Below are 23,088 nucleotides of genomic sequence, written 5' to 3' on the forward strand. Positions count from 1 at the left end.
ATGCATCTGAGCGATTTCGTCGACTTCGACACGATCCGGACCGGCGTGACCGCGGGCAACAAGCGCGGGCTGTTCCAGCTGCTCGGCCAGCAGTCGGGACAGCGGCTGGGAATCGACGGCGCGCAGATCACCGCCGCCATCGCCGAGCGCGAGCGGCTCGGCTCGACCGGCTTCGGCAACGGTGTCGCGATCCCCCACGGCAAGATCGAGGGGCTGGCGCGCAACTTCTGCATGCTGGTCCGGCTCGCCGAGCCGATCGACTACAAGGCGGTCGACGGCGCCCCGGTCGATCTCGTCTTTTTCCTCCTCTCGCCGCCGGAATCGGGCGCGCAGCACCTCAAGGCGCTCGCCGCGATCAGCCGGCTGGTCCGCCACGCGCCGACGCTGGAGAAGCTGCGCGGCGCCCGCTCGCAGGACGCGCTCGCGGCGGTCCTCCTCGGCGCGGATGAACGCGACGCCGCTTGAGCCGGCGGCGGCGGGCGAAGCGGCGCACTTCCGCGCGCTCGAATCGCTCTACCGCTCCGCCCCGGTCAACCAGTTGTTCGAGTCCCGGCTGCGGATCGAGTCGGCGGGGACGTCGAGCATCGCCTTCGACGTCGGTCCGGCGCTGTTCCACGCTGCCGGCGCCGCGCACGGGACCGTCTATTTCAAGATGATGGACGACGCGGCCTTCTACGCCGCGAACAGCCTGGTCAGCGACCGCTTCCTCCTCACCACCGGGTTCAACCTCTTCTTCACCAAGCCGCTCGGCGAAGGGCCCGCCCGCGCCGAGGGGCGCTGGATCAGCGGCCGGCGCCGGGTCTTCGTCGCCGAGGCGCGGATCATCGATTCGAGCGGGGAAGAATGCGCGCGCGGCACCGGTACCTTCATGCGCAGCCGGATCCCGCTGGCCGGGCTGGACGGCTACCGGGCATGAGCGACGACCGGCTCGCCGCGCATCTCGAGGTCGCCGGGCTGCTCCGCCGCGCCGAGGCGCTGGGCGGCACCGGGACGATCGTCGCGCGCGGCGACCGCGAGCGCGGCGGGCTGCTGATCCAGGTCACCGAGCGCGGCACGACCACCGCGGTGCTCGAACGGCTGCTCGGCGCCGACGGCCGTTATCGCTGGCAGCGGAGCGGGCCGAAGGACGCGAGCGAATCGGCGGTGGACGGCTGGATGACGAGTCGCCGACGCAACGATCCCGATTTATGGCTGATTGAGCTAGCCATCGTGCCCTCGGCTCGATTCATCGATGAAACGACCGGCGTGCCTTGATTAACCCCCCGGATGCGGTGAAACGAGGAACCAACAAGAGCGGGGGGTTTCCGTTCACCGGCGAGGGGCCGGCAGGAAACCACGCAGACGGGGGATTTCCCAAGGCTGGCAGGCGCGCAGTAAGCGCCCATACGCATGCCCGGCGGCGATCCACCGCACATGTCGGTGTAGTTGGTGACGGTTTCCATTCGCTTTTTCGTGATGCTCGCCGCAGTCGCGCTCGGTGCCTCCTCGGTGGCCCCCGCGCAGGTCGCTCCAGCCGGAGCGGTTCCGTCGGTCGGTGAAGCGGTCACGTCTGTTGCGAATGCCCCGCTGCTCCGCAGCGCCGTCCTCCCCACCGCCGACGCCGTCACCCGCGAGGCCGCGCTGCCCGCGCCCGCCCCGGTTCTCGACACCCCCGCCCCGGTCCACGCCAGCGGCTCGCTGTCCGAGATGGTCGGCCAGCTCCGCAGCACCGAGGCCGGCAGCCGCGAGCTCGAGTGCCTGGCCACCGCCGTCTACTTCGAATCGAAGAGCGAGCCGCTCGCCGGCCAGCTCGCGGTCGGCCATGTCATCGCCAACCGCGCCAAGTCGGGCCGCTTCGCCAAGAGCTATTGTGGCGTGGTGTTCCAGCGCGGCCAGTTCAGCTTCATTCACGGCGCCGCGCTGCCGTCGGTCCCACGCTCGGGCCAGCAGTGGAAGACCGCGGTGGCGATCGCCAAGATCGTCGACAACAAGCTGATGGAATCGAACGTCGGGAAGGCGCTTTTCTTCCACGCCAAGCATGTCAGCCCGGCGTGGCATGCCTCGATGGTCGCCTCGATCGGCAACCATCTCTTCTTCCGCTAGGCTTGGCCTTGATCCCGGTTTGTTCTAACCGGGACTCGTGACCGCCGCTTCCGACCCCAGCACCTCCGCCAACTGCTTCGCCGACCTGCCGCCGGTCGCGACCGACGTCGCGCGCGGAGTCACCCGCCTGCTGTGCCGCGGGGACTGGTTCGCGATCTGCGAGGTGCCCCTGCCCAACGGCCGCCGCGCCGACCTGATGGCGGTCGGGCCCAAGGGCGAGCTGACCATCGTCGAGATCAAGGTCAGCCGCGCCGACCTGATCGGCGACGCCAAGTGGCACGACTATCTCGACTATTGCGACCGCTTCTACTGGGCGGTGCCGCCCGCGCTGGCGCCGATCACCGAAGGGGAGCGCTTCCTTCCGGGCGAGGCCGGGCTGATCGTCGCCGACCGCTACGACGCCGCGATCATGCGCGACGCTGCGCACCGGCCGCTCGCCGCCGCGCGCCGCAAGGCCGAGCTGCTGCGCTTCGCCCGCCGCGCCGCGCGCCGGCTCGCTGGGCAGATCGACCCGACCCTCGGGCTCGGCAGCTGAGCCGCTAGCGAAGCACCGGGCCGGCCGCGGGCTTCTTCGCGCCGACCGTGTCGAACAGCTTGACCAGATCGGCCGAGCGGGCGCCGTCGCGCTTGGCATAGTCGCGCGCGCTGAAGCCCTGCGAATGATCGCTCTTGTCGGGATTGGCGCCGGCCTCGAGCAGCCGCTTGACGATCGCCGTCTGGTGGTTCTGCACCGCGACGATCAGCGCGGTCTCGCCCGCGCGGTTGGCAAGGTCGACCCGGGCGCCGCGCTGGAGCAGCATGTCGACCGCGTCGGCATAGCCGATCCGCGCCGCGCTGATCAGCGCGGCGTCGCCGGTGCCGCGCGCCTGGAAGTTGGGATCCGCGCCCTTGCTCAGGAGGAAGGCGATATAGGTGTCGTCGCGCCGGGCGATCGACACGTTGAGCGGGGTCTGCCCGTCGTCGCTGCTGTAGTTGGTGAGGTTGGAGGCCGACTGGAGCAGCTTCATCACCTTGTCGCCGTCGCGTTCCTTGACGGCCTGGAGGAAGCTGTAGCCGTCGTCGGACAGCGGAACGCCCTGCGCAACCGCTCCGCCAGCCAGCCCGAGTGCCACGACGCCGATCACTACACCTTTGAAAAGGCGCATCTTTCACCCCATCTCAAACCCGCTTGATCATTAGCGGTTAGCAGATCAAGGCTGTGTTCGCCATGAACAGCGCACCTCTATTCTGGGAAAAACCGATCGCCGAGCTCGACCGCGGCGAATGGGAGGCACTGTGCGACGGCTGTGGCCGCTGCTGCCTCCACAAGCTGGAGGACGAGGACACCGGCGAGCTGTTCCCGACCAACGTCGCCTGCAAGCTGCTCGACCGCCGCACCGGCCAGTGCACCGACTATCCGCGGCGCAAGGCGCTGGTCGGCGACTGCGTCCAGCTCAGCCGCGACCGGCTCGACGAGCTCGAATGGCTGCCCTCCACCTGTGCCTACAAGCTGCGCTACGAGGGGCAGCCGCTGCCCGACTGGCACTATCTCAAGTCGGGCAGCCGCGAGACGGTGCACCAGGCCGGCCAGTCGACCCGCGGCTGGACGATCAGCGAGGTCGATGCCGGCGAGCTGGAGTTCCACATGGTCGATCGTGAGCTCTGACGGGCTGCACCGGCACCCGGCGCTCCCACTGCCCGTCGCCATCCGCCGGATCGCCACCGCCCGGGTGATGCGGCTCCGCCTCGACCATGGCGGGACGATGCTCAAGCTGACCATTCCCCGCCGCGTGTCGGAGCGGTCGGCGCTCGCCTGGGCCGCCGAGCAGCAGGGCTGGGTCAGCGCGCAGCTGGCCAAGCGCCCGGAGGGGCTGCCGCTGCGACCCGGCGCGCGGATCCCGTTCGACGGCGGCGAGCTCGAGCTGGTCCACGCGGAGGGGCGGCCGCGGGCGATCCGGCTGGTCGGCACCGAGCTGCACTGCGGCGGCCCGCTCGAGGGGCTGGAGCGACGGGTGCTGCTGTGGCTGCGGAACATGGCGCGCGACCGGCTCAGCGCGGAAGTGGCGGCGATCGCCCGGGAGGCCGGGGTGACGGTTGCCTCGGTCGCAGTCGGCGACCCGGTCAGCCGCTGGGGCAGCTGCTCGGCGGCGGGCGCGTTGCGCTTCAGCTGGCGGCTGATCCTCGCCTCGCCGGGCGCGCGGCGGTTCGTCGTCGCGCACGAGGTCGCGCACCGGCTGCACATGGACCATGGGCCGCAGTTCCGCGCCGCCGAGCGGCGGCTGTTCGGCGGCGACGTCGCCGCCGCGCGCGCCGAGCTTCGGCTAGTAGCCCCCCGGCTCCGCGCCGTCGGCCGGCTGTGACGGGGGCGCCTGCCGCTCGCGCGGAGGCGGCGGGCTGTTGAAGATGCGGTCGAGCTCGTTCTGGTCCGGCTGCCCCGGCCGCTGCTGCGGCGGGGTCGCCGGGGTGGCGGGCGCGGGACGGGTGCCGGGCGGGAAGCGCTGGCCATTGTCCAGCGGCAGCCCGGTCGCGGGATCGACCTGCTGGACCTGCCCGTAGGGGTCGTTCGGCTGGACGTTGATCGGGTTGCCGTTCTCGTCGACCAGCGGCTGCGAGGGGTTGAGCGCGGTCCCGCCACCATTCTCCTCGCCCGGGTCGAGCTGCCAGTCGGGCATCGGCACCTGGGTCTCGAACTGCTCGACCGGGCGCTTGGCGGTGGCGACCACCATGAAGTCGTGGAAGGCGCGCGCGGGGGCGGTGCCGCCCTGCAGCCCTGGGATCGCGCGATTGTCGTCGCGGCCCATCCACACGCCGGTGGTGAGCCCCGAGGAATAGCCGATGAACCAGCCGTCCTTGTTGCTGTTGGTGGTCCCGGTCTTGCCCGCGACCGGGCGGCCGATCTGCGCGGCGCGGCCGGTGCCGCTGAGCACCGCCGACTGCATCAGGTCCATCATCTCGGCCGCCACCCACGGGGCGACCAGCACACGGTCGTCGCTATTGTCCTTGCGGTAGAGCAGCCGGCCATCGCCCGAGACGACCTTGGTGATCGCGTAGGGGGTGACGGCGATGCCCTTGTTGGCGACCGAGGCGTAGGCGCGGGTCATGTCGAGCAGCCGGACCTCGGAGGTGCCCAGCACCATCGAGGGATAGGTCGAGATCTGCCCGCTGATCCCGAACCGATGCGCCATGTCGGCGATCGTCGAGAAGCCGAGCTGCGACCCGATCTTGGCGCTGATCGTGTTGATCGAGCGCGAGAAGGCCTCGCGCAGGGTGACCGAGCCGGCATAGCTGCGGGTCGAGTTGCGCGGGGTCCAGCCATCGATCGTGACCGGCTCATCGACGATCGTGTCGGTCGGCTTCATCCCGCTCTCGAGCGCGGCGAGATAGACGAACAGCTTGAAGGAGGATCCCGGCTGGCGCTGCGCCTGGGTGGCGCGATTGTAGAGCGAGCTGACATAGTCCTTGCCGCCGATCATCGCCCGCACCGCGCCGTCGCGGTCCATCGCCACGAGCGCGCCCTGCGCGCCGGCCGGCGCATTGGCCACCACCGCCTTGTCGGCGGCGCCCTGCATCCCGGTGTCGATGGTGGTCCACACCTCGATCGGGCGGCTGGTCTCGTCGATCAGCGTGTCGAGCTGGGGCAGCGCCCAGTCGGTGAAGTAGCGGATGCTGTTCTGCTTCTGGTCGGGCTGGACGACGATCCTGGCCGCGTTGGCCTCGGCGCTGGCGGCCTGCTCGGAGGTGATGAAGCCGTTCTGCTCCATCGAGTTCAGCACCACCGCCGAGCGGCTCCGCGCGGCGTCGACGTCGGCGGTTGGCGAATAGTTGGACGGCGCCTTGACCAGCCCGGCGATGATCGTCGCCTCGGCCAGCGAGAGGTGGCGGGCGTCGTGGCCGAAGAAGGTCCGGCTCGCCGCGTCGATCCCGTAGGCGCCGCCGCCGAAATAGACCCGGTTGAGGTAAAGCTCGAGGATCTGGTCCTTGCTGAACTTGCGCTCCAGCGCGAGCGCCAGCACGCCCTCCTTCACCTTGCGCCCGAAGGTCTTGTTGTTGGTGAGGAAGATGTTGCGGGCGAGCTGCTGGGTGATGGTCGAGCCGCCCTGGCGCCAGTGGCCGGTGTCGACCCGCACCTTGACCGAGCGCGCCATGCCGATCGGGTCGACGCCAACATGGCTGCGGAAGCGCCGGTCCTCGACCGCGATCATCGCCGCGCGCATCGAGGCGGGGATCTGCTCGTAGGGGATCCATTCGCCGAAGGTCGGCCCGAGCGAGAGGATGACCTGGCCGTTGGCGGCATGGACCCGGATCATCTGGCCGAGGTCGTTGCGCTGTGCGAGCTGCTGGTAGCTTGGCAGCTGCGACATGGCGACCGCGACCGCGACGCCGAGCGCGAGGACGCCGAGCAGCGCGAAGCCCAGTCCCCATTTCAGGATGCTGACCAGTGTGCGGCTGAACCTTCCGGGGGGCGAACTGGCCATGTGGCTGCGTTAGCTATCGGCTCGGTCGCCCCCCTGCAAGCGTCACTCCGATTTCGAGCCCGGCGCGAAGTCGAGCGCGGCCGAGTTGATGCAGTAGCGCAGCCCGTTGGGGCCGGGCCCGTCGGGGAAGACATGGCCGAGATGGCCCTCGCACTTGGCGCAGCGGACCTCGGTCCTCACCATCCCGTGGCTGACGTCGCGGTGCTCGGCGACGCTGCCCTCGACGGCCGGGGCGGTGAAGCTCGGCCAGCCGCTGCCGCTCTCGAACTTGGTGTCGCTGCCGAACAGCGGCTCGCCGCAGCCGGCACAGACATATTGCCCCTGCTCCTTGTTGTTGAGGAGGTGGCCGGTCCATGGCCGCTCGGTGCCCGACTGGCGCAGCACCTGGTACTGCTCGGGGCTGAGCCGCTCGCGCCACTCCTGCTCGCTGGCCGGCATCTTCTTGTCTTCGGTCATCGCGGATCCTTTCCGGCACGATGTGGGTGAGCGCCGGGACCGCCGCAATGGTTAGCGGGGCGTTTACGCGAACTTCACCAGTATGGAGGCAAGAACAGCCGATGCGGCTCGTCCTGCTCCTGCTGCTCGCGGCCGTGCTGGCGGGCCCCGGCTCCCCGGCCGGGGCGCAATGCCGGCTGTGCGGGTCCGCGCCCGGGCTGGGCGAGCCGGCGACCGCGGCGACGCCGATGCGGCTGGAGGTGGAGACCCGGCTCGACTTCGACCGGCTGGTGCTGCGCAGCCCCGCCGGCGGCCAGGCCCGGCTCGGCCCCGACGGGTCGCGCAGCCTCGCCGGAGTCGAGGAGATCGGCGGCCGGGCGTTCGCCGGGACCATCGTCATCCGCGGGGAAGCCGGAAGGCTGGTGCGGATCGACCTGCCGGCGGAGATTAGGATGAGCGGGATCGGCGGCGGCCAGATCCGCATCACCGACCTCGTCAGCGACGCGCCGGCGGTGGCCCGCCTCGATTCGAGCGGGCTGCTGCGGGTGCGGCTCGGCGGTCGGCTCGACATCAGCGGGGAAGCCGAGGGCGACTATCGCGGCGAGATCCCGATCACCGTCGAATATCTCTGAAGAAGGCTCCGCAACGGCGGAAATGCAAACGCCCCGTTAACTTCCCTCCACAGGGAAGCGGCAAGCGGACGCGGTTAATGCCAGCCTCACCGACATCCGGTTCACCCGATGATGCCGGGTCAACTCGGACCAAAGTGGGGACAAGACCAATGAAGACTCTGACCAAGGCGGCCGTGCTCGCCGTCGCCGCGCTGGGCGCCACGCCCGCGCTCGCCGCCCCGGTGCCGGTCTCCGGCACCGTTCCGGTGGCCAAGGCCAACATCGTCCGCCCGCTGGTGCTGACCGCCAGCTCGGACCTCAACTTCGGCACGATCATCCTCGGCAGCTATGCCTCGACCCAGACCGTCACGGTCAGCCAGGGCGGTGCCCTGGTCGGCTGCGGGACCAGCGGGCTGACCTGCCAGGGCGCGACCTCGGCCGCCAACTATCTGGTCAAGGGCACCAACAATGCGGTGGTGACGGTCGCCGCGCCCAACGTGACGATCACCAACGCCAACAATGCGGCGCAGACGCTGACGGTTGTCTTGAACGCCCCGGCCACGGTCAATCTCGGCGCCAACGGCAACAGCACCGGCGCGCCCTTCTCGATCGGCGGCTCGCTCGACGTCCCCGTGGGCGCCGGCGACGGGCTCTATGCCGGCACCATGGCGGTGACCGTCGACTATCAATAATCGCTTCCGGCTGCTGGGCCGGTCAGACGGGAGGGGTCATGCGCCGCCAGGGCGCGCGGCCCCTTTCGTATTGGCGCTGTTGCCGCCGGAACGGGGCAAACCTCAACGCGCCGTTAACCAAGACCTTCAGCCAAGCCGTAAGTGGTGAGGGTTAATGCAGTCCTCACGCTGTTTCCGAAGTGGACGCAGCGGTCTGTCTGAACCAGTGGGGACCGAATCACATGAAGACCTTCGTTCGTATCGCGGCGCTCGCCGTTGCCGCTGCCGCCGCCACCCCGGCGGCCGCCGCACCGGTGGCCGTTTCCGGGACCGCGCCGGTGGCCAAGGCGCAGATCGTCAAGCCGCTGACGCTGACCCGCGTCGCCGACCTCAACTTCGGCACCATCCTGCTCGGCACGCTGACGGCCAATCAGACGGTGTCGCTGACCCCCGCCGGAGCGCTTACCTGCGGCAGCGCGGGGCTGACCTGCTCGGGCACCACCGCGGTCGCTCAGTACAAGGTCACCGGCACCAACAACCAGACCGTCTTCATCTATTCCGCGGCGACCAACCTGACCAACGCCAACGACAGCACGACCATCGCCTTCACCCCGTCGGTGCAGGCCAGCGTCGCGCTCGGCAACTCGGGCACCGCGGGCGTCAACTTCCCGGTCGGCGGCTCGATCGTGATCACCCCGACGACCACCGACGGGCTCTACAGCGGCGCGATCAACGTCACCGTCGACTATAACTGATCCCCTTACCAAGGGGCCAAGTGGACGAGGGGTCGCCGGCAACGGCGACCCCTTTTCGTTGGGGTGCGCGGCGCGGGGCATGGTTAGCTCCAAAGTAACCATTATGGGGCAAACCGGGACCGGAACGGCGGCTTGACCGCCGCCGAAGGGGAGCCCTGAATGTCTCTAGTCACGTCAGTCCTGCGCGGATCGCTGGTCGCCTCCGCGCTCCTGTTCACCGCGGCGCCGGCCGCCGCCGGGGTCGGCGACCTGCTGGTCGCGCCGACCCGCATCGTGCTCAACGGCAGCCGCGGCACCGAGGTCATCCTCAACAATATCGGCGACGACGTCGCGACCTACCGGATCAGCCTCGAGATGCGCCGGATGAAGAGCGACGGCTCGTTCGAGGAGGTCACCGCGCCGAGCGAGGCGGAGAAGCAGGCCGAGGCGATGATCCTCTACGCGCCCCGCCGGATCACCCTCCCCCCCAACCAGCCGCAGTCGATCCGGGTCTCGGCGCGGGCACCCGCCGGGTTGCCCGACGGCGAGTATCGGGTCCACCTCCTGTTCCGCGCCGTGCCGCCGCCGCAGCCCGCGGTGAAGGCGCCGGCCGACTTCAAGGGCATCGGCTTCCAGCTCACCCCGGTCTACGGGGTCACCATCCCGGTTATCGTCCGGCTCGGCAACCTCCAGGCCAAGGCGGCGATCAGCAACGTCCACCTGGCGCGCGACGGCGGCAAGCCGGCGATCGCGCTCGACCTCGCCCGCAGCGGCTCGCGTTCGACCTATGGCGAGGTCCGGGTCTATCGGGCCGGGTCGAGCGACCTCGTCGGGCTGCAGCGCGGGGTGGCGGTCTACACCGAGCTCCAGCGGCGCAGCCTGTCGATCCCGCTCGACGAGACCAAGGGCGCCGTCGGCGGGCCGGTGACGGTGCAATATTTCGAGACCGGCGACGGGCCGCCGCTGCTGGTCGCCGAGGCCCGGACGGTCCTCCGCTAGGCCGGCCCGGACGGGACTTCCCTCGATGCGGCTCGGGTTCGGCTGGCGGCGCGTCTCGCGCTTTGCCGCGGGGGTGCTGGCGCTGGTCGCCGGCACCGCCGCCGCGCCCGCCGCCGCGCCGGTCAACCCGGCCTGGACCGCCGACCCTGACGAGCAGTTCATGCTCGACGTCCAGCTCCGCCAGCGCGTGTTCGGCGACGGGGTGCGCGCCTACAATACGCCCGAGGGTACCTGCGTCCTCCTCGGCGACTTCCTCGCCGCGCTCGACGTGCCGATGAAGATCGATCTCGGCGCCCATCGCGCCAGCGGCTGGGCGTTCCGCGAGACCAACCGGATCAGCATCGACCAGGCCGCGCGCTCGGTCAGCTACGGCGGCCGGACCGAGGCGCTCGCCGCGACCACCATCCGCGAGGTGCCGGAAGGCTGGTGCGTCGGGGCGGAGGCGCTGGGGCGCTGGTTCGGGCTCGGCATCAGGCCGGTCACCGGCGGCTCGGTGCTGCTGGTGACCAGCGAGGCCAAGCTGCCGGTGGAGCTGGCCAAGGAGCGCCGCGAGCGCGCCGCTCGGCTGCACAAGGCGAGCTTCGATCTTTCCAGCCTGCCGCAGGTGCGGGTCCCCTATCGCATGTGGCGGACCCCGGCGCTCGACTTCGTGGTCGACGCGGGCGCGACCTACGACGCGCACAGCGGGGTGCGGGTCGACCGCCGCGCCTCGCTCGTCGCCGCGGGCGAAGCGCTCGGGCTCAGCGTCGACGCCCGGCTCACCACCACCAGCCGCGGCCGGCCGCAGACGCTGCGCATGAAGGCCTTCCGCTCGGATCCCGATGGCGGGCTGCTCGGCCCGCTCCATGCCACCACCCTGGCCGCCGGCGACGTCGAGAGCTTCGGCGACGCCTTCACCGGCAACAACGTCAGCGCCGGGCGCGGCCTGCTGCTGACCAACCGCCCGCTCGCCCAGCCGCTGGCGTTCGACCGCACCGCGCTGAGCGGGGAGCTGCCGTCGGGCTGGGAGGCGGAGCTCTACCGCAACGGCGAGCTGATCGCCTTCGCGCCCGCCACGTCCGACAACCGGTATCGGTTCGACGACGTCCAGCTGCTCTATGGCGACAACCGTCTCGAGGTGATCAGCTACGGCCCGCAGGGGCAGGTGCGGAGCCGGATCGAGACGATCAACGTCGGCGAGCAGAGCGTCCCGCCGGGCCGAACCTGGTACTGGGCGGGGATCAACCAGCCGGGGCGCGACCTCCTCTCCTTCGGCCATGCCGCGACCGGGCCGCCGGCAGCGACCCTGCTGGGCGACCCGCCGGCCAGTCTGCTGCAGGGCGGCGCGCTCGCCACCACCGACCCGCCGCCCCGGGAGGGGCTGCGGGCCGCGGTGTCGGTAGAGCATGGGCTCGACCAGCGGACCTCGGTCGCCGCGCTCGTCCAGACGCTGACCGTCGACGACCGGCGGGTCACCTTCGTCGAGGGGGCGGTGCGCCGCTCGATCGGGCCGGCGCTGGTCGAGGCCGGGATCGCCGCCGACGACCGCGGCGGGCTCGCCTTCCGCGCGCAGGCGCTCGCCCGCGTGGGGTCGGTCAACCTCTCCGCCCAGACGATCGTCGGGCGCGACTTCCGCGCGCGGGGCGCCGGAGCGCTTGCGCAGGAGCATCGCCTCGCGCTCGACGCCCCGCTCAAGCTGGGACGGACCACCATCCCGCTCCACGGCGACCTTCGCTTCGCCGAGATGGCGGGGGGCGACCGGCTGCTCAGCGCCAATCTCCGCTCTTCGGTGCAGCTCAACCGCTTCAACCTGGCGACCGTCGTGCAGATGCAGAAGACGCTCGGATCCGGGGCCTCGGCGAGCCCCGGGCAGCTCGACCTTACCGTGATCGGCTCGGGCCGGATCCGCGGGGTGCGGCTGCGCGGCGCCGGCCAGTTCGACCTCGCGCATGGCGGCCGGTTCCGCCAGGCCGAGCTCAGCGGCTACTGGAGCGTCGGGGACACGACCGACCTCGAGACGACGCTCGCCTGGGACGGCGCAGCGCACCGCGCGCGGGCGCGGGTCGGCTACATCCGCCGCCTCTCCACCCTGGCGCTGGCGCTGACCGGCGAAGCGGCCAGCGACGGCTCGGTCGCGGCCGGGCTCAACCTCGTCTTCTCGCTGTCGGGCGGGGGCGAGCGGATGCGGCTGTCGCGCGAGCCGCTCGCCACCGCCGGAAGCGTCGACGCGCTGGTCTTCCGCGATTTGAACGGCAATGGCGTGCGCGATCCCGGCGAGCCGCTCGAGAAGGGCGCGCTGATCACCGCCGGGATGCAGACCGCCGAGCGGCCGACCGATGCCCGCGGGCTCGCCAGCGTCGGGGGGCTGCAGCTCTACCGGCCGGTCGCGATCGGGATCGACACCACGACGCTCGCCGACCCGATGCTGGTGCCCGCCAAGGCCGCGCAGGTGGTGACGCCGCGGCCCGGCGTCGCGGCCAAGGTCGAGATCCCGCTGGTCGGCGCCGGCGACGTCGAGGGCGTGCTGATCAAGGACGGCGGCGGCGGGTTCGAGGGGCTCGACCTCGAGCTGGTCGACCAAGCGGGCCATGTCGTCGCGACCACCCGCACCGACTATGACGGCTATTTCCTGTTCGAGCGGGTCGGCTACGGCCGCTACGCGCTCCGGCTGACGCGGGATTCGGCGCAGGCGGCGCGCTCGCCCGCGGCGCTCGGCGATGCCATCGCCGTGACCCCGGAGAAGAGCAGGGTCCGGCTCGGCACGATCCGGGTCAGCGCCACCGTGCCGGCCAAGGTCGCCAGCGCGCGATAGGAAGTCGTCTCAGACGATTTCGACGGATCGGGTGGGGTGCGAGGACGGCCCTGCCCGGCAGGACCGTCGTTCCGGCATGATGGTGCGGTCGAGAAGACTCGAACTTCCACGGCCTTTCGGCCACAGCGACCTCAACGCTGCGCGTCTACCAGTTCCGCCACGACCGCACATCGTAGATCCCGCGGCGGCTAGGCCGGGGCTGGCAAGGCGGAGGCCTCTAGCAGCCGATTTCCGGGCGCGCAATGCCGGTTCGTCCGTACCATTTCGGAGCAAACTCTAAAGAGCGCTTAACTTTCGCGTGCGACCGCCGTTTCCTCCTGGCGATGGTCCCGCTGCTCGCACTTGCCGCCCTCGCGGCGCAGCCCATGGCACCGCCACGCAGCGGGCCGAGCGCGGTGGCGCAGGTGAGCGTCCGGATCGTCCGCCCGGCGCGGGTCGTGGCGGGCCGCACGAGCGAACCCCATACCCCCGCGACGCTGGTCGTCAGCGAGCCCGACGGCAGCCGCAAGTCCTTGAATGTCGTCGAGTTTCCCTGACGGGCGGGATCAGCCCAAAGTCACCGTCAGCATGTCCGCGCCCTGCGGGACGTCCATTTCGGCGCTGTTGAAGGCGGCGCTGGCGCCCGGCGGGAGCGCGCGGGTCGGCGGCGAGATGGTCCAGCTGTAGATGAGCTTGCCCGAGGTATTGCGCAGCTCGGCCTTGATCGGCGGGACCGACTGCGTCTGGTTGGTCGGGTTGAGCACCCGGCCGCTGACCGCGAACAGCTCGTTGCCGCTCTCCAGCTTCTGGCGGTCGTGCTGCTGGACCTGGAGCAGCAGCGGGGTCTCGCTGTTGTCGGCGACCCCGACCCGCTGCTTCCACTGCGCCGGCGCGAGAAACCAGAAGGCGGCGGCGATCGCCACGATCAGCACCAGCGCCCCGATCACGATCAGCGGTCCACGCCGCGACGCGCGCTCGACCGGCGCGCGGGTCGCGAACGGGCTGTAGTCGTCGTCGCCACTGGCCGCCGCGGTCGCCGCCCGGAACGGGTGCGATTCCGGGTAGCTGGTGGTCACCAGCGGCTCGCTCGCCGCGGTCGCAGCGGGCTCCTCCTCCGGCTCGGCCGCGGGGACAAACGCCGGCTGCGGCTCGGCCTGCCAGGCGGGTGGCGGCACGGCCTCGCTGAGGAAGCCGCCCTCGCTCGCCGCCGCCTCCTCCTCCGGCGCCTCGCGCGACGAATAGGCGGCACTGTCGTGGAGCGCGCCGATGCTGCCGGCGCCCGGCTCGGGTAGCGGCTGCGTGTCCGGGTCGGCGCGCGTCGCCGCCGGGTCGATCACCGGGTGGGCAAGCGTCGGGCTCGCCAGCTCGGCGGTCGCGGTGTCGTCGACCTGCTCGGCCGACGCGGCGACCTCGGGATCCTGGTGCCAGCTGTGGCGGCACGAGGCGCAGCGGACCTGCCGTCCCTCGGGCGGAATGGCCCCGTCTTTGACCACATAGCGCGTCCCGCACTCGGGGCAGGTGAGGATCATCGGCGGCCTTTCAAACTGTCACACCCTCGAAGATCGGGCCGTGGTGAACGAGATAAACAGGATGCCGCGCTTATTGGCAAGGTGAGCGGCGCATGGCAGGGGATAAACGAAGGTTAGCGGGGGATGGGACGCTGGGCCCGATCGTTGAGTTCGACAGCGTTGGCCTGCGGTACGGCACGGGCGCCGAGGTGCTGCGTGATCTCGACTGCCGGCTGAGCGCGGGCGGCTTCTACCTGCTGATGGGGCCCTCGGGCGCGGGCAAGACCTCGCTGCTCAAGCTCCTCTACCTCGCGCAGCGCCCGACCCGCGGCCGGATCAGCCTGTTCGGCGAGGACCTGACCGAGGCACCGCGCGAGGCGATGCCCGCCTTCCGCCGCCGGATCGGGGTCGTGTTCCAGGACTTCCGGCTCATCCCGCACCTCAGCGCCTTCGACAATGTCGCGCTTCCGCTGCGGGTGGCGGGACGGCGCGACGCGGAGATCGAGGGGCCGGTGCGCGAGCTGCTCGCCTGGGTCGGGCTGGCCGATCGCGCCAGCGCCCGCCCGCCGACCCTGTCGGGCGGGGAGCAGCAGCGGGTCGCGATCGCCCGCGCGGTGATCGGCCAGCCCGAGCTGCTGGTGGCGGACGAGCCGACCGGCAACGTCGACGCGGACATGGCGGCCCGGCTGCTCCACCTGTTCCAGGAGCTCAACCGGCTCGGCACCACCATCGTGGTCGCCACCCACGACGTCGGGCTGCTCGCCGCTGCACGCGGGGCGCAGCTGCTGCGGCTCGAGCAGGGGCAGCTGGTCGACCGCACCGGCGCGCTGCGCAACCCGCCGGCGCGGGTGATGTGATGCTGGCCTGGGCCTTCCCCTCTTCGGCGGAGCGCCGCCTCCTGCCCCCGGCCCGGCGCTCGCCGACGCCGTGGGTGATCGCGATCATGATCTTCGTGACGGTGATCGTCGGCGCCGCCGGGCTCGCCGTCGCCAATGCCGCGCGGCTGGTCGGCGACGGGGTCCGCAACCGCGTCTCGGTCCAGCTCCCCGACGGACCGCGGCAGAGCCCCTCTGCGGTCGCCCTGCTCGGCCGCACCGCGGGGGTGGCCGGAGTCCGCCCGGTCAGCGAGGCGGAGCTGCGGCGGACGCTTCAGCAATGGCTCGGCCCCGGCGAGCTCAGCGGCGAACTCCCCGTGCCCGGGCTGATCGACGTCGACCTCGCGCCCGGCACCAGCCCGGACGCGCTCGCCGCTGCGGTCGAGCGCGCGGTGCCGGGAGCGCGGGTGTCGGCCTATGCGACCGAGCTTGCCCCGCTCAGCCGCGCGCTGGCGGCGCTGCAGTGGCTGGCCGCCGGCCTCGTCCTGCTGATGACCGTCGCGATGGCCGCGGCAGTTGTGCTGGCGGCGCGCAGCGCGCTCGACGCCAACCGCCGGACGATCGAGGTGATGCACGGGATCGGCGGGACCGACGAGCAGGTGGTCGGGCTGTTCCAGCGGCGGATCGCGATCGACGCGCTGGTCGGCGGCGCCGCGGGCGCGCTCGCGGCCGGAATCATCCTCTTGCTGGTGCTGCTCAGCGACGGCGGGCTGGTCGGCGAGCTCGCCGGGCGCGCGCTGCTCGGCTGGCGGGACGCGCTGCTGCTGGCGCTGCTGCCGCTGCTCGGCGCGGCGGTCGGGACGGTGGCGGCGCGGCGGGCGCTGCTAAAGGCGTTGCGGGCCGACCTGTGATCCTCCGCCTCGGCGCCTTCCTCCTGCTCCTGTTCGCGCTCGGCTTTGCGCTGTTCACGGTCACGCTCGGCACGCCGGCGCCGGCCGGCACCCCGGCCGCCGACGCGATCGTCGTGCTGACCGGGGGAAGCGGGCGGATCGAGCGCGGCATGGCGATGCTCGCCGCGGGCAAGGCGCCGCGGATGCTGATCGCCGGCGCCGACCCGAGCGTCACCAAGGCCGACCTGCTGCGCCGGCTGCACGGCAAGGGCGGACGGCTGATCGCCTGCTGCGTCGACCTCGGCTCGGAATCGGTCGACACCCGGTCCAACGCGGAAGAGGCCAAGCGCTGGCTCGACCGCGGCGGCTACAAGTCGGTGTGGCTGATCACCAGCGACTGGCACATGCGCCGCTCCGCCTACGAGTTCCGCCGCCATCTCGGCAGCAGGACGCGGATCGTCACCGACGCGGTGCCGACCGAGCCGAGCCTCACCACGCTGTTCGGCGAGTACAGCAAATATGTGTTGCGCCGGCTCGCGGTCTGGCTCGACGTGTGATGCGGCTGCGCTCGCTCCTGTTCGCCGTCCTCTTCTACGGCGGCACCGTCTATTATGTGCTGTCGAGCTTCCTCGTCGCGCTGGCAGGGACGCCGGCGATGCGCCGCCACGTCCACCAGTGGACCCGCTACCACCATTGGCTGGTCACCCGCCTGCTGCGGATCCCGATCGAATGGGAAGGCGAGATCCCGCGCGGCTGCTGGCTGATCGCGGTCAAGCACCAGGCCGAGGCCGAGACGCTCGAGGTGGTCCGCCGCGGCGACACGCCGGTGATCGTCCTCAAGCGCGAATTGAGCGACACGCCCGGGCTGGGCTGGGTGATGCGACGCTATGGCGTCATCCCCGTCGACCGCGAGGCGGGCGCCAAGGCGCTGCGCGAGATGCTGGCGGCGGGCAAGGCCGCGAAGGCGGTGAACCGCGCGGTGGTGATCTATCCCGAAGGTACCCGCACCCGGGTGGGCGACATGCCCCCGCTGCGGTCAGGGTTCGCGGGGCTGTACCGGGCGCTGGGCCTGCCGGTCGTCCCGATCGCGGTCGACAGTGGGCGGGCGATGGCGGGGCTGATGAAGCGTCCTGGCCGGATCCGCTTCGCGGTCGGCGAGACGATCCCGGCCGGGCTCAGGCGCGACGAGATCGAGGCGCGGGTCCACGCCGCGATCAACCGCTTCGAACTAGCCGCGGAGGACCGCGCCTAGCTTCCCGGCGGCGGCGACGACCTTGTCGCTGACCGCCTTGATGTCGGCATCGGTCAGCGTCCGGTCCTGCGGCTGGAGAGTAACCTCGAGCGCGAGGCTGAGATCGCCGCCCTCGGGCTGGTAGCGGTCGAACAGCCGCACCCCGGTGATCAGCGCCTTGTCCGCCCCGCGCACCGCGCGGACCAGCGCGTCGGCGGCCAGCTCGGCAGGGACGGTGAAGGCAAAGTCGCGGGTGACCGCCTGCAGCGCCGGCGGGGCAAAGGCGGGGCGGGCCCGGCCCTGGCCGCGCGGCGCGGGAATGGCGTCGAGGTAGATCTCCGCCGCGACCGTACCGGCCGGGGCGTCGAGCGCCTTGGCGAGGCGGGGGTGCAGTTCGCCGAACACCGCGAGCAGCTGCCTGGGGCCGAGCCCGAGCCGTGCCGAGCGACCGGGGTGCCAGGCTTCGCCCGCGCCCGGGGCGAGCTGGAGATTGGCGACCGGCGCGCCCGCCGCCTCGAGCAGCGCCAGCACTTCGGCCTTGGCGTCGAAGGCGTCGACGCCCTGCGCCTTGCCGCTCCGCCAGCCGCGCGGCTCGCGCGATCCCGCGAGAAGGATGCCGACGGTCGGCCGCTCTCCCTCGGCGAGGTAGCGTCGGCCGAGCTCGAACAGGCGGATGCCCGGCTGGCCGCGATCGGCGTTGCGGCGGGCGGCGGCGACGAGGCCGGGCAGCAGCGAGGGCCGCATCGCCTTCATCTCCTCGCTGATCGGGTTGGCGAGGACGTGCGCCGCGCCGCCGACCGCGTCGGCTTCCGCCGGCGCGATGAAGCTCCAGGTGACCGCCTCGTCGAGCCCGCGCGCGGCGGCGGCGCGGCGAACCCGCCGCTCGACCCGCTGCGACGCCGTGGCGACCGGGCGGGCGACCCCCGAGGCGCGCGGCAGCGGGGTCGACGGGATCCGGTCGAAGCCGTGGATCCGGGTCACTTCCTCGACCAGGTCGGCCGGGCCGTCGATGTCGCGACGCCACGTGGGAACGCTCGCCTCGCCGCCGGAAACGGTGAAGCCGAGCCGCTCGAGGATCGCGACCTGCTCGGCCGGCGGCACCTCGACCCCGCCGAGCGAGGCGGTGCGCGCCGGGTCGAACGCGATGCGGCGCTCGCTGAGCGGCGGGGTGCCGACCCGCTCGACGCGGCTCGCCTCGCCGCCGCAATGCTCGAGGATCAGCCCGGTGAGGATCGCCAGCCCGTCGTCGAGGAAGCCGGGGTCGACCCCGCGCTCGAACCGGCTGCGGGCGTCGCTGGTCAGCGCCAGCGCCTGGCCGGTGCGGGCGATCCGCTCGGGATCGAACCAGGCGACCTCGAGCAGCACCTCGGTCGTGCCGTCGGCGACACCGCTATGCTCGCCGCCCATGATCCCGCCGATGTCGTGGACCTGGGCGTCGTCGGCGATCACCGTCATCGCCGGGGTGAGCGCATAATCCTTGCCGTTCAAGGCGGTGACGGTCTCGCCATCGCGGGCCCGGCGGGCGGTCACGGCGCCGCTCAGCTGCGCGACGTCATAGACATGGCTCGGCCGGCCGAGGTCGAGCATCACATAGTTGGTGAGGTCGACCAGCGCCGAAATCGGTCGCTGCCCCGCCGCGCTCAGACGCCGCCGGATCCACTCGGGCGCCTCGCCGTTGCGCAGTCCGCGGATCGTTCGGCCGAAGAAGGCCGGGCAGCCCTCCGGGTCCTCGATCCGGATCGGGACCGGGCAATCGAACCCGCCCTCGATCGCCGGCACCGCCAGCGGCTTCAGCGCCCCGACGTCGGCCGCGGCGAGATCGCGGGCGATGCCGCGAACGCCCATGCAGTCCTGGCGGTTGGGGGTGATGGCGACGTCGAACACCGGGTCGTCGAGCCCGGCATAGTCGGCGAAGCTGGTCCCAACCGGCGCCTCGGCGGGCAGCTCGATGATCCCGCTATGGTCGTCGCCCAGCTCCAGCTCGCGGTAGGAGCACATCATCCCGTTGCTCTCGACACCGCGGATCGCCGCCTTCTTGAGCGTCATGTCGCTGCCCGGGACATAGGTGCCGGGGCCGCCGAACACGCCGACCAGCCCGGCGCGGGCGTTCGGGGCGCCGCACACCACCTGGAGCGGGTCGCCCGCGCCGGTGTCGACCGTCAGCACCTGCAGCTTGTCCGCCTGCGGATGGCGGTCGGCGGTGAGCACGCGCGCCACGGTGAAGGGACGCAGCGCCTCGGCGGGGTTCTCGACGCCTTCGACCTCCAGCCCGATGGCGGTCAGCTTCGCCGCGATCTCCTCCGCGCCGGCGGCGGTGTCGAGATGGTCCTTGAGCCAGGACAGAGTGAACTTCATGCGCCCACTCCCGCCGAGAGGGTGGGGGTGGCGAGCGCGCCGAAGCCGTAGTGCTTGAGCCAGCGCAGGTCGCCATCGAAGAAGGCGCGGAGGTCGTCCATCCCGTATTTGAGCATCGCCAGCCGGTCGACGCCGGTGCCGAAGGCGAAGCCCTGCCACTCGTCCGGGTCCAACCCGGCGGCGGCGATTACCCGCGGGTGGACCATGCCGCTGCCCAGCACCTCCATCCAGCCTTCCGAGCCGCCGACGACGCGGCGGCCCTTCTCCATCGACCAGCCGACATCGACCTCGGCCGACGGCTCGGTGAAGGGGAAGTAGCTGGGACGGAGCCGGATGACGATGTCGTCGCGCTCGAAGAAGGCCTTGAGGAAGGTCTCCAGGGTCCACTTGAGGTGGCCCATGGTGATGTCGCGGTCGATCACCAGCCCCTCGATCTGGTGGAACATCGGGGTGTGGGTGGCGTCGCTGTCCGAGCGGTAGACGCGGCCCGGGGCGATCACCCGCAATGGCGCGCCGAGCGCCTGCATCGCGCGGATCTGCACCGGCGAGGTATGGGTGCGCAGGACCTTGGCTTCCTCAACGTCCTTCGGTTCGAGGTAGAAGGTGTCGTGCATCGCCCGCGCCGGGTGGCTCTCGGGCATGTTGAGCGCGGTAAAATTATGCCACTGGTCCTCGATCTCCGGCCCTTCCGCGACCGCGAAGCCCAGGTCGGCGAAGATCTCCGCCAGCTCGTCCATCACCTGGCTGACCGGGTGCACGCTGCCCAGCGGCCGTTCGGGCGCGGGGAGCGAGAGGTCGAGCCGCTCGGTCGCCAGCCGCTGCTCGAGCGCCGCATCCTCCAGCGCCGCCTTGCGCGCCGCGATCCCGTTGGTGACCGCCTCGCGCAGCGCGTGGATCTTGGGCCCCTCGCTGGCGCGGGTCGCCGGGTCCATTCCGCCCAGGGTCTTGAGCAGCTGGGTGACCTCGCCCGACTTGCCGAGCAGCGCGACCCGGACGCCTTCGAGTGACGTCAAGCTGTCGGCGGCGGCGATACGATCGAGAAGCGGGGCGCTGTCCATGGCCGCGGCCTTAGAAAATGGCAGCGGGCAGGACAACCTCGCTACAGTGGGGGGCGAGACTCAGGACCACGGGAGGCAGAGGATGAGCGACTGGCCACGGCTCGACCCGGCAGAGGACGGCCCGACCTTCGCGCTGCTGCACCTCGCCAGCCAAATGGTCGGCAAGCTGCGGCTCGCCAACTCGACCTGGGAGAACCATGGCTGGAACATCACGCTACGCCCGACCGCCAGCGGCCTCGCGACCCTGCCCAGCGCAGCGCCCGACGGGCGGCAATGGAGCCTCGCGCTCGACCTCTGCCGTCACGGCATCGCGTTGGAGGTGAGCGGCGGCGAGCGCGACCTGCTGCCCTTCGCCGGCACCACGGTCAGCCGGCTCCATGCCGATCTCGTCGCGCTGCTCGACCGGCACGGGCTGCCGAGCCGCTTCGACGGCCGCCCCAACGAGATCGCCGACGCCCCGCGCTTCGCCGACGATCAGGAGCCACGCGACTATCGTCCCGACAGCGCCGCCCGGCTGCACGCGGCGTTGCAGCGGATCGTCCCCATCTTCGAGACCTTCCGCGCCGGCTTCCAGGGCAAGGCCAGCCCGGTGCACTTCTTCTGGGGGAGCTTCGACCTGGCGGTGACCCGTTTCTCCGGGCGCCCGGCACCGGCGCACCCCGGCGGGATCCCCGGCCTGCCCGACCGGATCACCCGCGAGGCCTACAGCCATGAAGTGTCGAGCGCGGGCTTCTGGCCCGGCGGGGTCACGCAAGCGCCGCCGCTCTTCTACAGCTACGCCTATCCCGAGCCCGACGGGTTCCGCCAGGCGCCGGTCGCGCCCGGACGGTTCGATGCGGCGATGGGCGAGTGGGTGCTCGACTATGCGGCGGTGCGCGCCGCGGCCGACCCCGCGGCGGTCCTCTCGGCCTTCCTTCGGTCGAGCTACGCCGCCGCCGCCGATCTCGCGCGCTGGGACCGCGCCGCGCTGGAGCGCGAACCGGTCGCGCCCTAGGCGGGGACGAACGGGTAGGGGCTGATCGTCTTGCGGTTGCCGGTCACCGCCAGCTTGCGGCCGGCCGGCGGGGCGGCGCGGTAGCCGCAGTCGATCCGTGGGCAAATGGTGCAGGCCGGGCCGACCGCCACCACCGGCGCGCGGTCGAGGTCGATCCCCTCCGCGCAGTGCAGCTTATGCGCATAGCTGATGTCGCAGCCGAGCCCGATCGCCAGCAGCCCACCGCTCAGGTCCGACTTGATCGGCCGCTCGATCGTCCGCGCGACAGTGAAGTAGCGGTGGCCGTCGGGGGTCTCGATCAGCTGGGTGACCACTTGGCCGGCGGCCTGGAAGGCGGCGTGGAGGTTCCACTTGGGGCAGGTGCCGCCGAAGCGCGAGAAGGGGAATTTCTCGCCTGCGTAGCGCTTGGAGATGTTCCCCGCCGGGTCGACCCGCAGCATGAAGAAGGGGACGCCGCGGGCATTGGGGCGGTTGAGCGTGGTCAGCCGGTGCGCCACCTGCTCGACGTTGGCGCCATATTCGCCGCACAGCCGGTCGATCGAATAGTGCATCTCCTCCGCGCTTCGGAGGAACTTGCCGTAGGGCATCATGATCGCCCCCGCGGCATAGTTGGCGAGATGCATGTGGAGGAGCTCGGCGATCCCCTCGTCGGGCGGGGAGGCGTCGCCGACCATCCGGTCGAACAGCCCGGCAAACTCGGTCACCGCCAGCTGGTAGGCGAGCGCGAAGGTGCGGTTCTCCTGCCGGAGCTGGGAGGAGATGAGGAACATCCGCCGGTCGGGATCATAGGCCTGGCTGAGATTGCCGAGCAGCGACTGGGAGACGACCCGGGCGGTGATGCCCCACGCGTCCTTGAGCCGTCGCCGCATCGGTTCGGCAACCGACAGCGGGTCGGTCAGCGCGCCGCCGATCGTTTCCGCCGCTTCCTCGATCTCGGGATAATGGTTGCGGTGCGCCTGGATGTAGTCGCGCACCCAGTTCTCCGGGGTCACCAGCGAGCGCGCGTCGTCGGCCTCGGCCAGCGCCGGCATCCGCTCCGCCTCCTTGAGCGCGGCATAGATGCGGGCGATCCCTTCCGCGACCGTCGGCGCGTTGTGGGCGAGCTCGACCAGCTCGTAGCGCGGGACGCTGAGGTCGCTGAGCAGCGGATCGGCGAAGATCTCGGTCAGCTCGTCCGGGCCGGTGCGGGCGCCGCTTCCCGAGGCGAAGCTCAGCACGTCCACCTGGTAGGTATCGGCAAGCTTGAGCAGCAGCGCGGCGGTGACCGGCCGCTGGTTGCGCTCGAGATGGTTGAGGTAGCTGGGGCTGATCGCGAGCGTAGACGCCATGTCGGTCTGCGACAGGCCGCGCTCCTTGCGGAGCCGGCGCAGCCGGTGGCCGAGGAAGAGCTTTGCTGCGGTCGCCATCACGGTTTGTTGTCAAGCCGAGCACAGAATCACAAGTCAATCTGTGACAAGCGGACCGTTTTTGCCGCTGCCATC

25 protein-coding genes and 1 tRNA gene are annotated in these 23,088 nt (G+C 71.4%); 18 read left to right on the forward strand and 8 right to left on the reverse strand.

From position 1 onward, the window contains the following. The 5 genes from HMF7854_RS02160 (at position 1) to HMF7854_RS02180 (ending at position 2,617) form a co-directional block, all read left to right on the forward strand. Complete coding sequence (locus tag HMF7854_RS02160; RefSeq protein ID WP_126717601.1) at positions 1-465, forward strand: PTS sugar transporter subunit IIA; 465 nt, start codon at positions 1-3, stop codon at positions 463-465. Beyond that, entirely contained in the window at positions 446-916 is a 471-nt protein-coding gene (locus HMF7854_RS02165) for a PaaI family thioesterase (RefSeq protein ID WP_126717602.1), read from the forward strand. The genes HMF7854_RS02160 and HMF7854_RS02165 overlap by 20 nt, the downstream gene beginning before the upstream one ends. Beyond that, the gene (locus tag HMF7854_RS02170) at positions 913-1,254 is read left to right on the forward strand and encodes a DUF1491 family protein (protein ID WP_126717603.1); all 342 of its coding nucleotides are present in this window, start codon (positions 913-915) and stop codon (positions 1,252-1,254) included. Before HMF7854_RS02165 ends, HMF7854_RS02170 begins: the two co-directional genes overlap by 4 nt. Before the next feature lie 201 nt (positions 1,255-1,455). Continuing rightward, the gene (locus tag HMF7854_RS02175) at positions 1,456-2,082 is read left to right on the forward strand and encodes a cell wall hydrolase (protein WP_239017018.1); all 627 of its coding nucleotides are present in this window, start codon (positions 1,456-1,458) and stop codon (positions 2,080-2,082) included. Positions 2,083-2,119: 37 nt separating this feature from the next. Then, positions 2,120-2,617, forward strand: coding sequence for an MmcB family DNA repair protein (locus HMF7854_RS02180; RefSeq protein ID WP_185829122.1), 498 nt, complete (start codon positions 2,120-2,122; stop codon positions 2,615-2,617). A gap of 4 nt (positions 2,618-2,621) precedes the next feature. Here the strand turns inward: HMF7854_RS02180 and HMF7854_RS02185 are convergent, their stop codons facing one another. Beyond that, a complete protein-coding gene (locus HMF7854_RS02185) occupies positions 2,622-3,227 on the reverse strand; it encodes an ankyrin repeat domain-containing protein (RefSeq protein ID WP_126717605.1) in 606 nt (201 codons plus the stop codon). A gap of 62 nt (positions 3,228-3,289) precedes the next feature. Here HMF7854_RS02185 and HMF7854_RS02190 point away from each other — a divergent pair, with 62 nt between their 5' ends. After that, on the forward strand, positions 3,290-3,727 hold the full coding sequence (locus HMF7854_RS02190; protein WP_126717606.1) for a YcgN family cysteine cluster protein: 438 nt from the start codon (positions 3,290-3,292) through the stop codon (positions 3,725-3,727). Further along, positions 3,717-4,421, forward strand: a complete 705-nt coding sequence (locus HMF7854_RS02195; RefSeq protein WP_239016800.1) for a M48 family metallopeptidase — start codon at positions 3,717-3,719, stop codon at positions 4,419-4,421. The genes HMF7854_RS02190 and HMF7854_RS02195 overlap by 11 nt, the downstream gene beginning before the upstream one ends. Here HMF7854_RS02195 and HMF7854_RS02200 read toward each other — a convergent pair. Together HMF7854_RS02200 and msrB are read right to left on the reverse strand one after the other, a co-directional pair. Then, positions 4,383-6,536, reverse strand: a complete 2,154-nt coding sequence (locus HMF7854_RS02200; protein ID WP_126717608.1) for a transglycosylase domain-containing protein — start codon at positions 6,534-6,536, stop codon at positions 4,383-4,385. The two genes, HMF7854_RS02195 and HMF7854_RS02200, sit on opposite strands and share 39 nt — an antisense overlap. A gap of 42 nt (positions 6,537-6,578) precedes the next feature. Continuing rightward, complete coding sequence (msrB, locus tag HMF7854_RS02205) at positions 6,579-6,992, reverse strand: peptide-methionine (R)-S-oxide reductase MsrB (RefSeq protein WP_126717609.1); 414 nt, start codon at positions 6,990-6,992, stop codon at positions 6,579-6,581. A 101-nt stretch (positions 6,993-7,093) separates the two neighbouring features. On the opposite strand from msrB, the gene HMF7854_RS02210 reads away from it, so the two are divergent. The 5 genes from HMF7854_RS02210 to HMF7854_RS02230 all read left to right on the forward strand — a co-directional run bounded on the left by HMF7854_RS02210 (position 7,094) and on the right by HMF7854_RS02230 (position 12,777). Next, positions 7,094-7,603 (forward strand): DUF4402 domain-containing protein, encoded by a 510-nt coding sequence (locus HMF7854_RS02210; protein WP_185829123.1) that lies wholly within the window; start codon positions 7,094-7,096, stop codon positions 7,601-7,603. Positions 7,604-7,752: 149 nt separating this feature from the next. Continuing rightward, positions 7,753-8,274, forward strand: coding sequence for a DUF4402 domain-containing protein (locus tag HMF7854_RS02215; protein WP_185829124.1), 522 nt, complete (start codon positions 7,753-7,755; stop codon positions 8,272-8,274). Positions 8,275-8,495: 221 nt separating this feature from the next. Next, positions 8,496-9,008 carry a DUF4402 domain-containing protein gene (locus HMF7854_RS02220; RefSeq protein ID WP_126717612.1) on the forward strand — a complete coding sequence of 171 codons (513 nt, stop codon included), beginning with the start codon at positions 8,496-8,498 and terminating at the stop codon, positions 9,006-9,008. Positions 9,009-9,167: 159 nt separating this feature from the next. Continuing rightward, the gene (locus tag HMF7854_RS02225; protein WP_126717613.1) at positions 9,168-9,986 is read left to right on the forward strand and encodes a fimbrial biogenesis chaperone; all 819 of its coding nucleotides are present in this window, start codon (positions 9,168-9,170) and stop codon (positions 9,984-9,986) included. A 25-nt stretch (positions 9,987-10,011) separates the two neighbouring features. Beyond that, entirely contained in the window at positions 10,012-12,777 is a 2,766-nt protein-coding gene (locus HMF7854_RS02230) for a collagen binding domain-containing protein (RefSeq protein WP_126717614.1), read from the forward strand. Between the two features lie 80 nt (positions 12,778-12,857). Here HMF7854_RS02230 and HMF7854_RS02235 read toward each other — a convergent pair. Then, a tRNA-Leu gene (locus HMF7854_RS02235) sits at positions 12,858-12,944 on the reverse strand. 198 nt (positions 12,945-13,142) lie between these two features. Between HMF7854_RS02235 and HMF7854_RS15590 the strand changes: the two genes are divergently transcribed. Then, positions 13,143-13,313 carry a hypothetical protein gene (locus HMF7854_RS15590; RefSeq protein WP_185829125.1) on the forward strand — a complete coding sequence of 57 codons (171 nt, stop codon included), beginning with the start codon at positions 13,143-13,145 and terminating at the stop codon, positions 13,311-13,313. 9 nt (positions 13,314-13,322) lie between these two features. Here HMF7854_RS15590 and HMF7854_RS15975 read toward each other — a convergent pair whose 3' ends face one another. Next, a complete protein-coding gene (locus HMF7854_RS15975; RefSeq protein WP_126717615.1) occupies positions 13,323-14,285 on the reverse strand; it encodes a zinc-ribbon domain-containing protein in 963 nt (320 codons plus the stop codon). Positions 14,286-14,416: 131 nt separating this feature from the next. Here HMF7854_RS15975 and ftsE point away from each other — a divergent pair, with 131 nt between their 5' ends. Genes ftsE through HMF7854_RS02260 form a run of 4 tightly spaced genes read left to right on the forward strand, consistent with a single transcriptional unit; the run spans position 14,417 to position 17,221 of the window. Beyond that, the gene (gene ftsE / locus HMF7854_RS02245; protein ID WP_126720015.1) at positions 14,417-15,121 is read left to right on the forward strand and encodes a cell division ATP-binding protein FtsE; all 705 of its coding nucleotides are present in this window, start codon (positions 14,417-14,419) and stop codon (positions 15,119-15,121) included. Then, positions 15,121-15,990: a cell division FtsX domain-containing protein gene (locus HMF7854_RS15640; protein ID WP_185829126.1), complete on the forward strand. Its 870-nt coding sequence runs from the start codon at positions 15,121-15,123 to the stop codon at positions 15,988-15,990. The genes ftsE and HMF7854_RS15640 overlap by 1 nt, the downstream gene beginning before the upstream one ends. After that, positions 15,987-16,526: a YdcF family protein gene (locus tag HMF7854_RS02255; RefSeq protein WP_126717616.1), complete on the forward strand. Its 540-nt coding sequence runs from the start codon at positions 15,987-15,989 to the stop codon at positions 16,524-16,526. The genes HMF7854_RS15640 and HMF7854_RS02255 overlap by 4 nt, the downstream gene beginning before the upstream one ends. Then, complete coding sequence (locus HMF7854_RS02260; protein ID WP_338056325.1) at positions 16,526-17,221, forward strand: lysophospholipid acyltransferase family protein; 696 nt, start codon at positions 16,526-16,528, stop codon at positions 17,219-17,221. Before HMF7854_RS02255 ends, HMF7854_RS02260 begins: the two co-directional genes overlap by 1 nt. Here the strand turns inward: HMF7854_RS02260 and pheT are convergent. Together pheT and pheS are read right to left on the reverse strand one after the other, a co-directional pair. Then, positions 17,198-19,555, reverse strand: a complete 2,358-nt coding sequence (gene pheT / locus HMF7854_RS02265; protein ID WP_126717618.1) for a phenylalanine--tRNA ligase subunit beta — start codon at positions 19,553-19,555, stop codon at positions 17,198-17,200. The two genes, HMF7854_RS02260 and pheT, sit on opposite strands and share 24 nt — an antisense overlap. Beyond that, entirely contained in the window at positions 19,552-20,613 is a 1,062-nt protein-coding gene (pheS, locus tag HMF7854_RS02270; RefSeq protein ID WP_126717619.1) for a phenylalanine--tRNA ligase subunit alpha, read from the reverse strand. The genes pheT and pheS overlap by 4 nt, the downstream gene beginning before the upstream one ends. A gap of 82 nt (positions 20,614-20,695) precedes the next feature. Between pheS and HMF7854_RS02275 the strand changes: the two genes are divergently transcribed. Further along, positions 20,696-21,607 carry a DUF5996 family protein gene (locus HMF7854_RS02275; RefSeq protein WP_126717620.1) on the forward strand — a complete coding sequence of 304 codons (912 nt, stop codon included), beginning with the start codon at positions 20,696-20,698 and terminating at the stop codon, positions 21,605-21,607. Here HMF7854_RS02275 and HMF7854_RS02280 read toward each other — a convergent pair. Continuing rightward, positions 21,604-23,013 carry a helix-turn-helix domain-containing protein gene (locus HMF7854_RS02280; RefSeq protein WP_221766403.1) on the reverse strand — a complete coding sequence of 470 codons (1,410 nt, stop codon included), beginning with the start codon at positions 23,011-23,013 and terminating at the stop codon, positions 21,604-21,606. The two genes, HMF7854_RS02275 and HMF7854_RS02280, sit on opposite strands and share 4 nt — an antisense overlap. Positions 23,014-23,088 lie beyond the last annotated feature (75 nt).

The sequence above is a fragment of the Sphingomonas ginkgonis genome (assembly GCF_003970925.1).
Taxonomy (GTDB): domain Bacteria; phylum Pseudomonadota; class Alphaproteobacteria; order Sphingomonadales; family Sphingomonadaceae; genus Sphingomicrobium; species Sphingomicrobium ginkgonis.

Coding starts and splice junctions, on each gene's coding strand:
- HMF7854_RS02160 (WP_126717601.1), top strand. CDS start 1: ATGCATCTGAGCGATTTCGTCGACTTCGACACGATCCGGACCGGCGTG.
- HMF7854_RS02165 (WP_126717602.1), top strand. CDS start 446: ATGAACGCGACGCCGCTTGAGCCGGCGGCGGCGGGCGAAGCGGCGCAC.
- HMF7854_RS02170 (WP_126717603.1), top strand. CDS start 913: ATGAGCGACGACCGGCTCGCCGCGCATCTCGAGGTCGCCGGGCTGCTC.
- HMF7854_RS02175 (WP_239017018.1), top strand. CDS start 1,456: ATGCTCGCCGCAGTCGCGCTCGGTGCCTCCTCGGTGGCCCCCGCGCAG.
- HMF7854_RS02185 (WP_126717605.1), bottom strand. CDS start 3,227: ATGCGCCTTTTCAAAGGTGTAGTGATCGGCGTCGTGGCACTCGGGCTG.
- HMF7854_RS02190 (WP_126717606.1), top strand. CDS start 3,290: ATGAACAGCGCACCTCTATTCTGGGAAAAACCGATCGCCGAGCTCGAC.
- HMF7854_RS02200 (WP_126717608.1), bottom strand. CDS start 6,536: ATGGCCAGTTCGCCCCCCGGAAGGTTCAGCCGCACACTGGTCAGCATC.
- msrB (WP_126717609.1), bottom strand. CDS start 6,992: ATGACCGAAGACAAGAAGATGCCGGCCAGCGAGCAGGAGTGGCGCGAG.
- HMF7854_RS02210 (WP_185829123.1), top strand. CDS start 7,094: ATGCGGCTCGTCCTGCTCCTGCTGCTCGCGGCCGTGCTGGCGGGCCCC.
- HMF7854_RS02215 (WP_185829124.1), top strand. CDS start 7,753: ATGAAGACTCTGACCAAGGCGGCCGTGCTCGCCGTCGCCGCGCTGGGC.
- HMF7854_RS02220 (WP_126717612.1), top strand. CDS start 8,496: ATGAAGACCTTCGTTCGTATCGCGGCGCTCGCCGTTGCCGCTGCCGCC.
- HMF7854_RS02225 (WP_126717613.1), top strand. CDS start 9,168: ATGTCTCTAGTCACGTCAGTCCTGCGCGGATCGCTGGTCGCCTCCGCG.
- HMF7854_RS02230 (WP_126717614.1), top strand. CDS start 10,012: ATGCGGCTCGGGTTCGGCTGGCGGCGCGTCTCGCGCTTTGCCGCGGGG.
- HMF7854_RS15590 (WP_185829125.1), top strand. CDS start 13,143: ATGGCACCGCCACGCAGCGGGCCGAGCGCGGTGGCGCAGGTGAGCGTC.
- HMF7854_RS15975 (WP_126717615.1), bottom strand. CDS start 14,285: ATGATCCTCACCTGCCCCGAGTGCGGGACGCGCTATGTGGTCAAAGAC.
- HMF7854_RS15640 (WP_185829126.1), top strand. CDS start 15,121: ATGCTGGCCTGGGCCTTCCCCTCTTCGGCGGAGCGCCGCCTCCTGCCC.
- HMF7854_RS02260 (WP_338056325.1), top strand. CDS start 16,526: ATGCGGCTGCGCTCGCTCCTGTTCGCCGTCCTCTTCTACGGCGGCACC.
- pheT (WP_126717618.1), bottom strand. CDS start 19,555: ATGAAGTTCACTCTGTCCTGGCTCAAGGACCATCTCGACACCGCCGCC.
- pheS (WP_126717619.1), bottom strand. CDS start 20,613: ATGGACAGCGCCCCGCTTCTCGATCGTATCGCCGCCGCCGACAGCTTG.
- HMF7854_RS02275 (WP_126717620.1), top strand. CDS start 20,696: ATGAGCGACTGGCCACGGCTCGACCCGGCAGAGGACGGCCCGACCTTC.
- HMF7854_RS02280 (WP_221766403.1), bottom strand. CDS start 23,013: ATGGCGACCGCAGCAAAGCTCTTCCTCGGCCACCGGCTGCGCCGGCTC.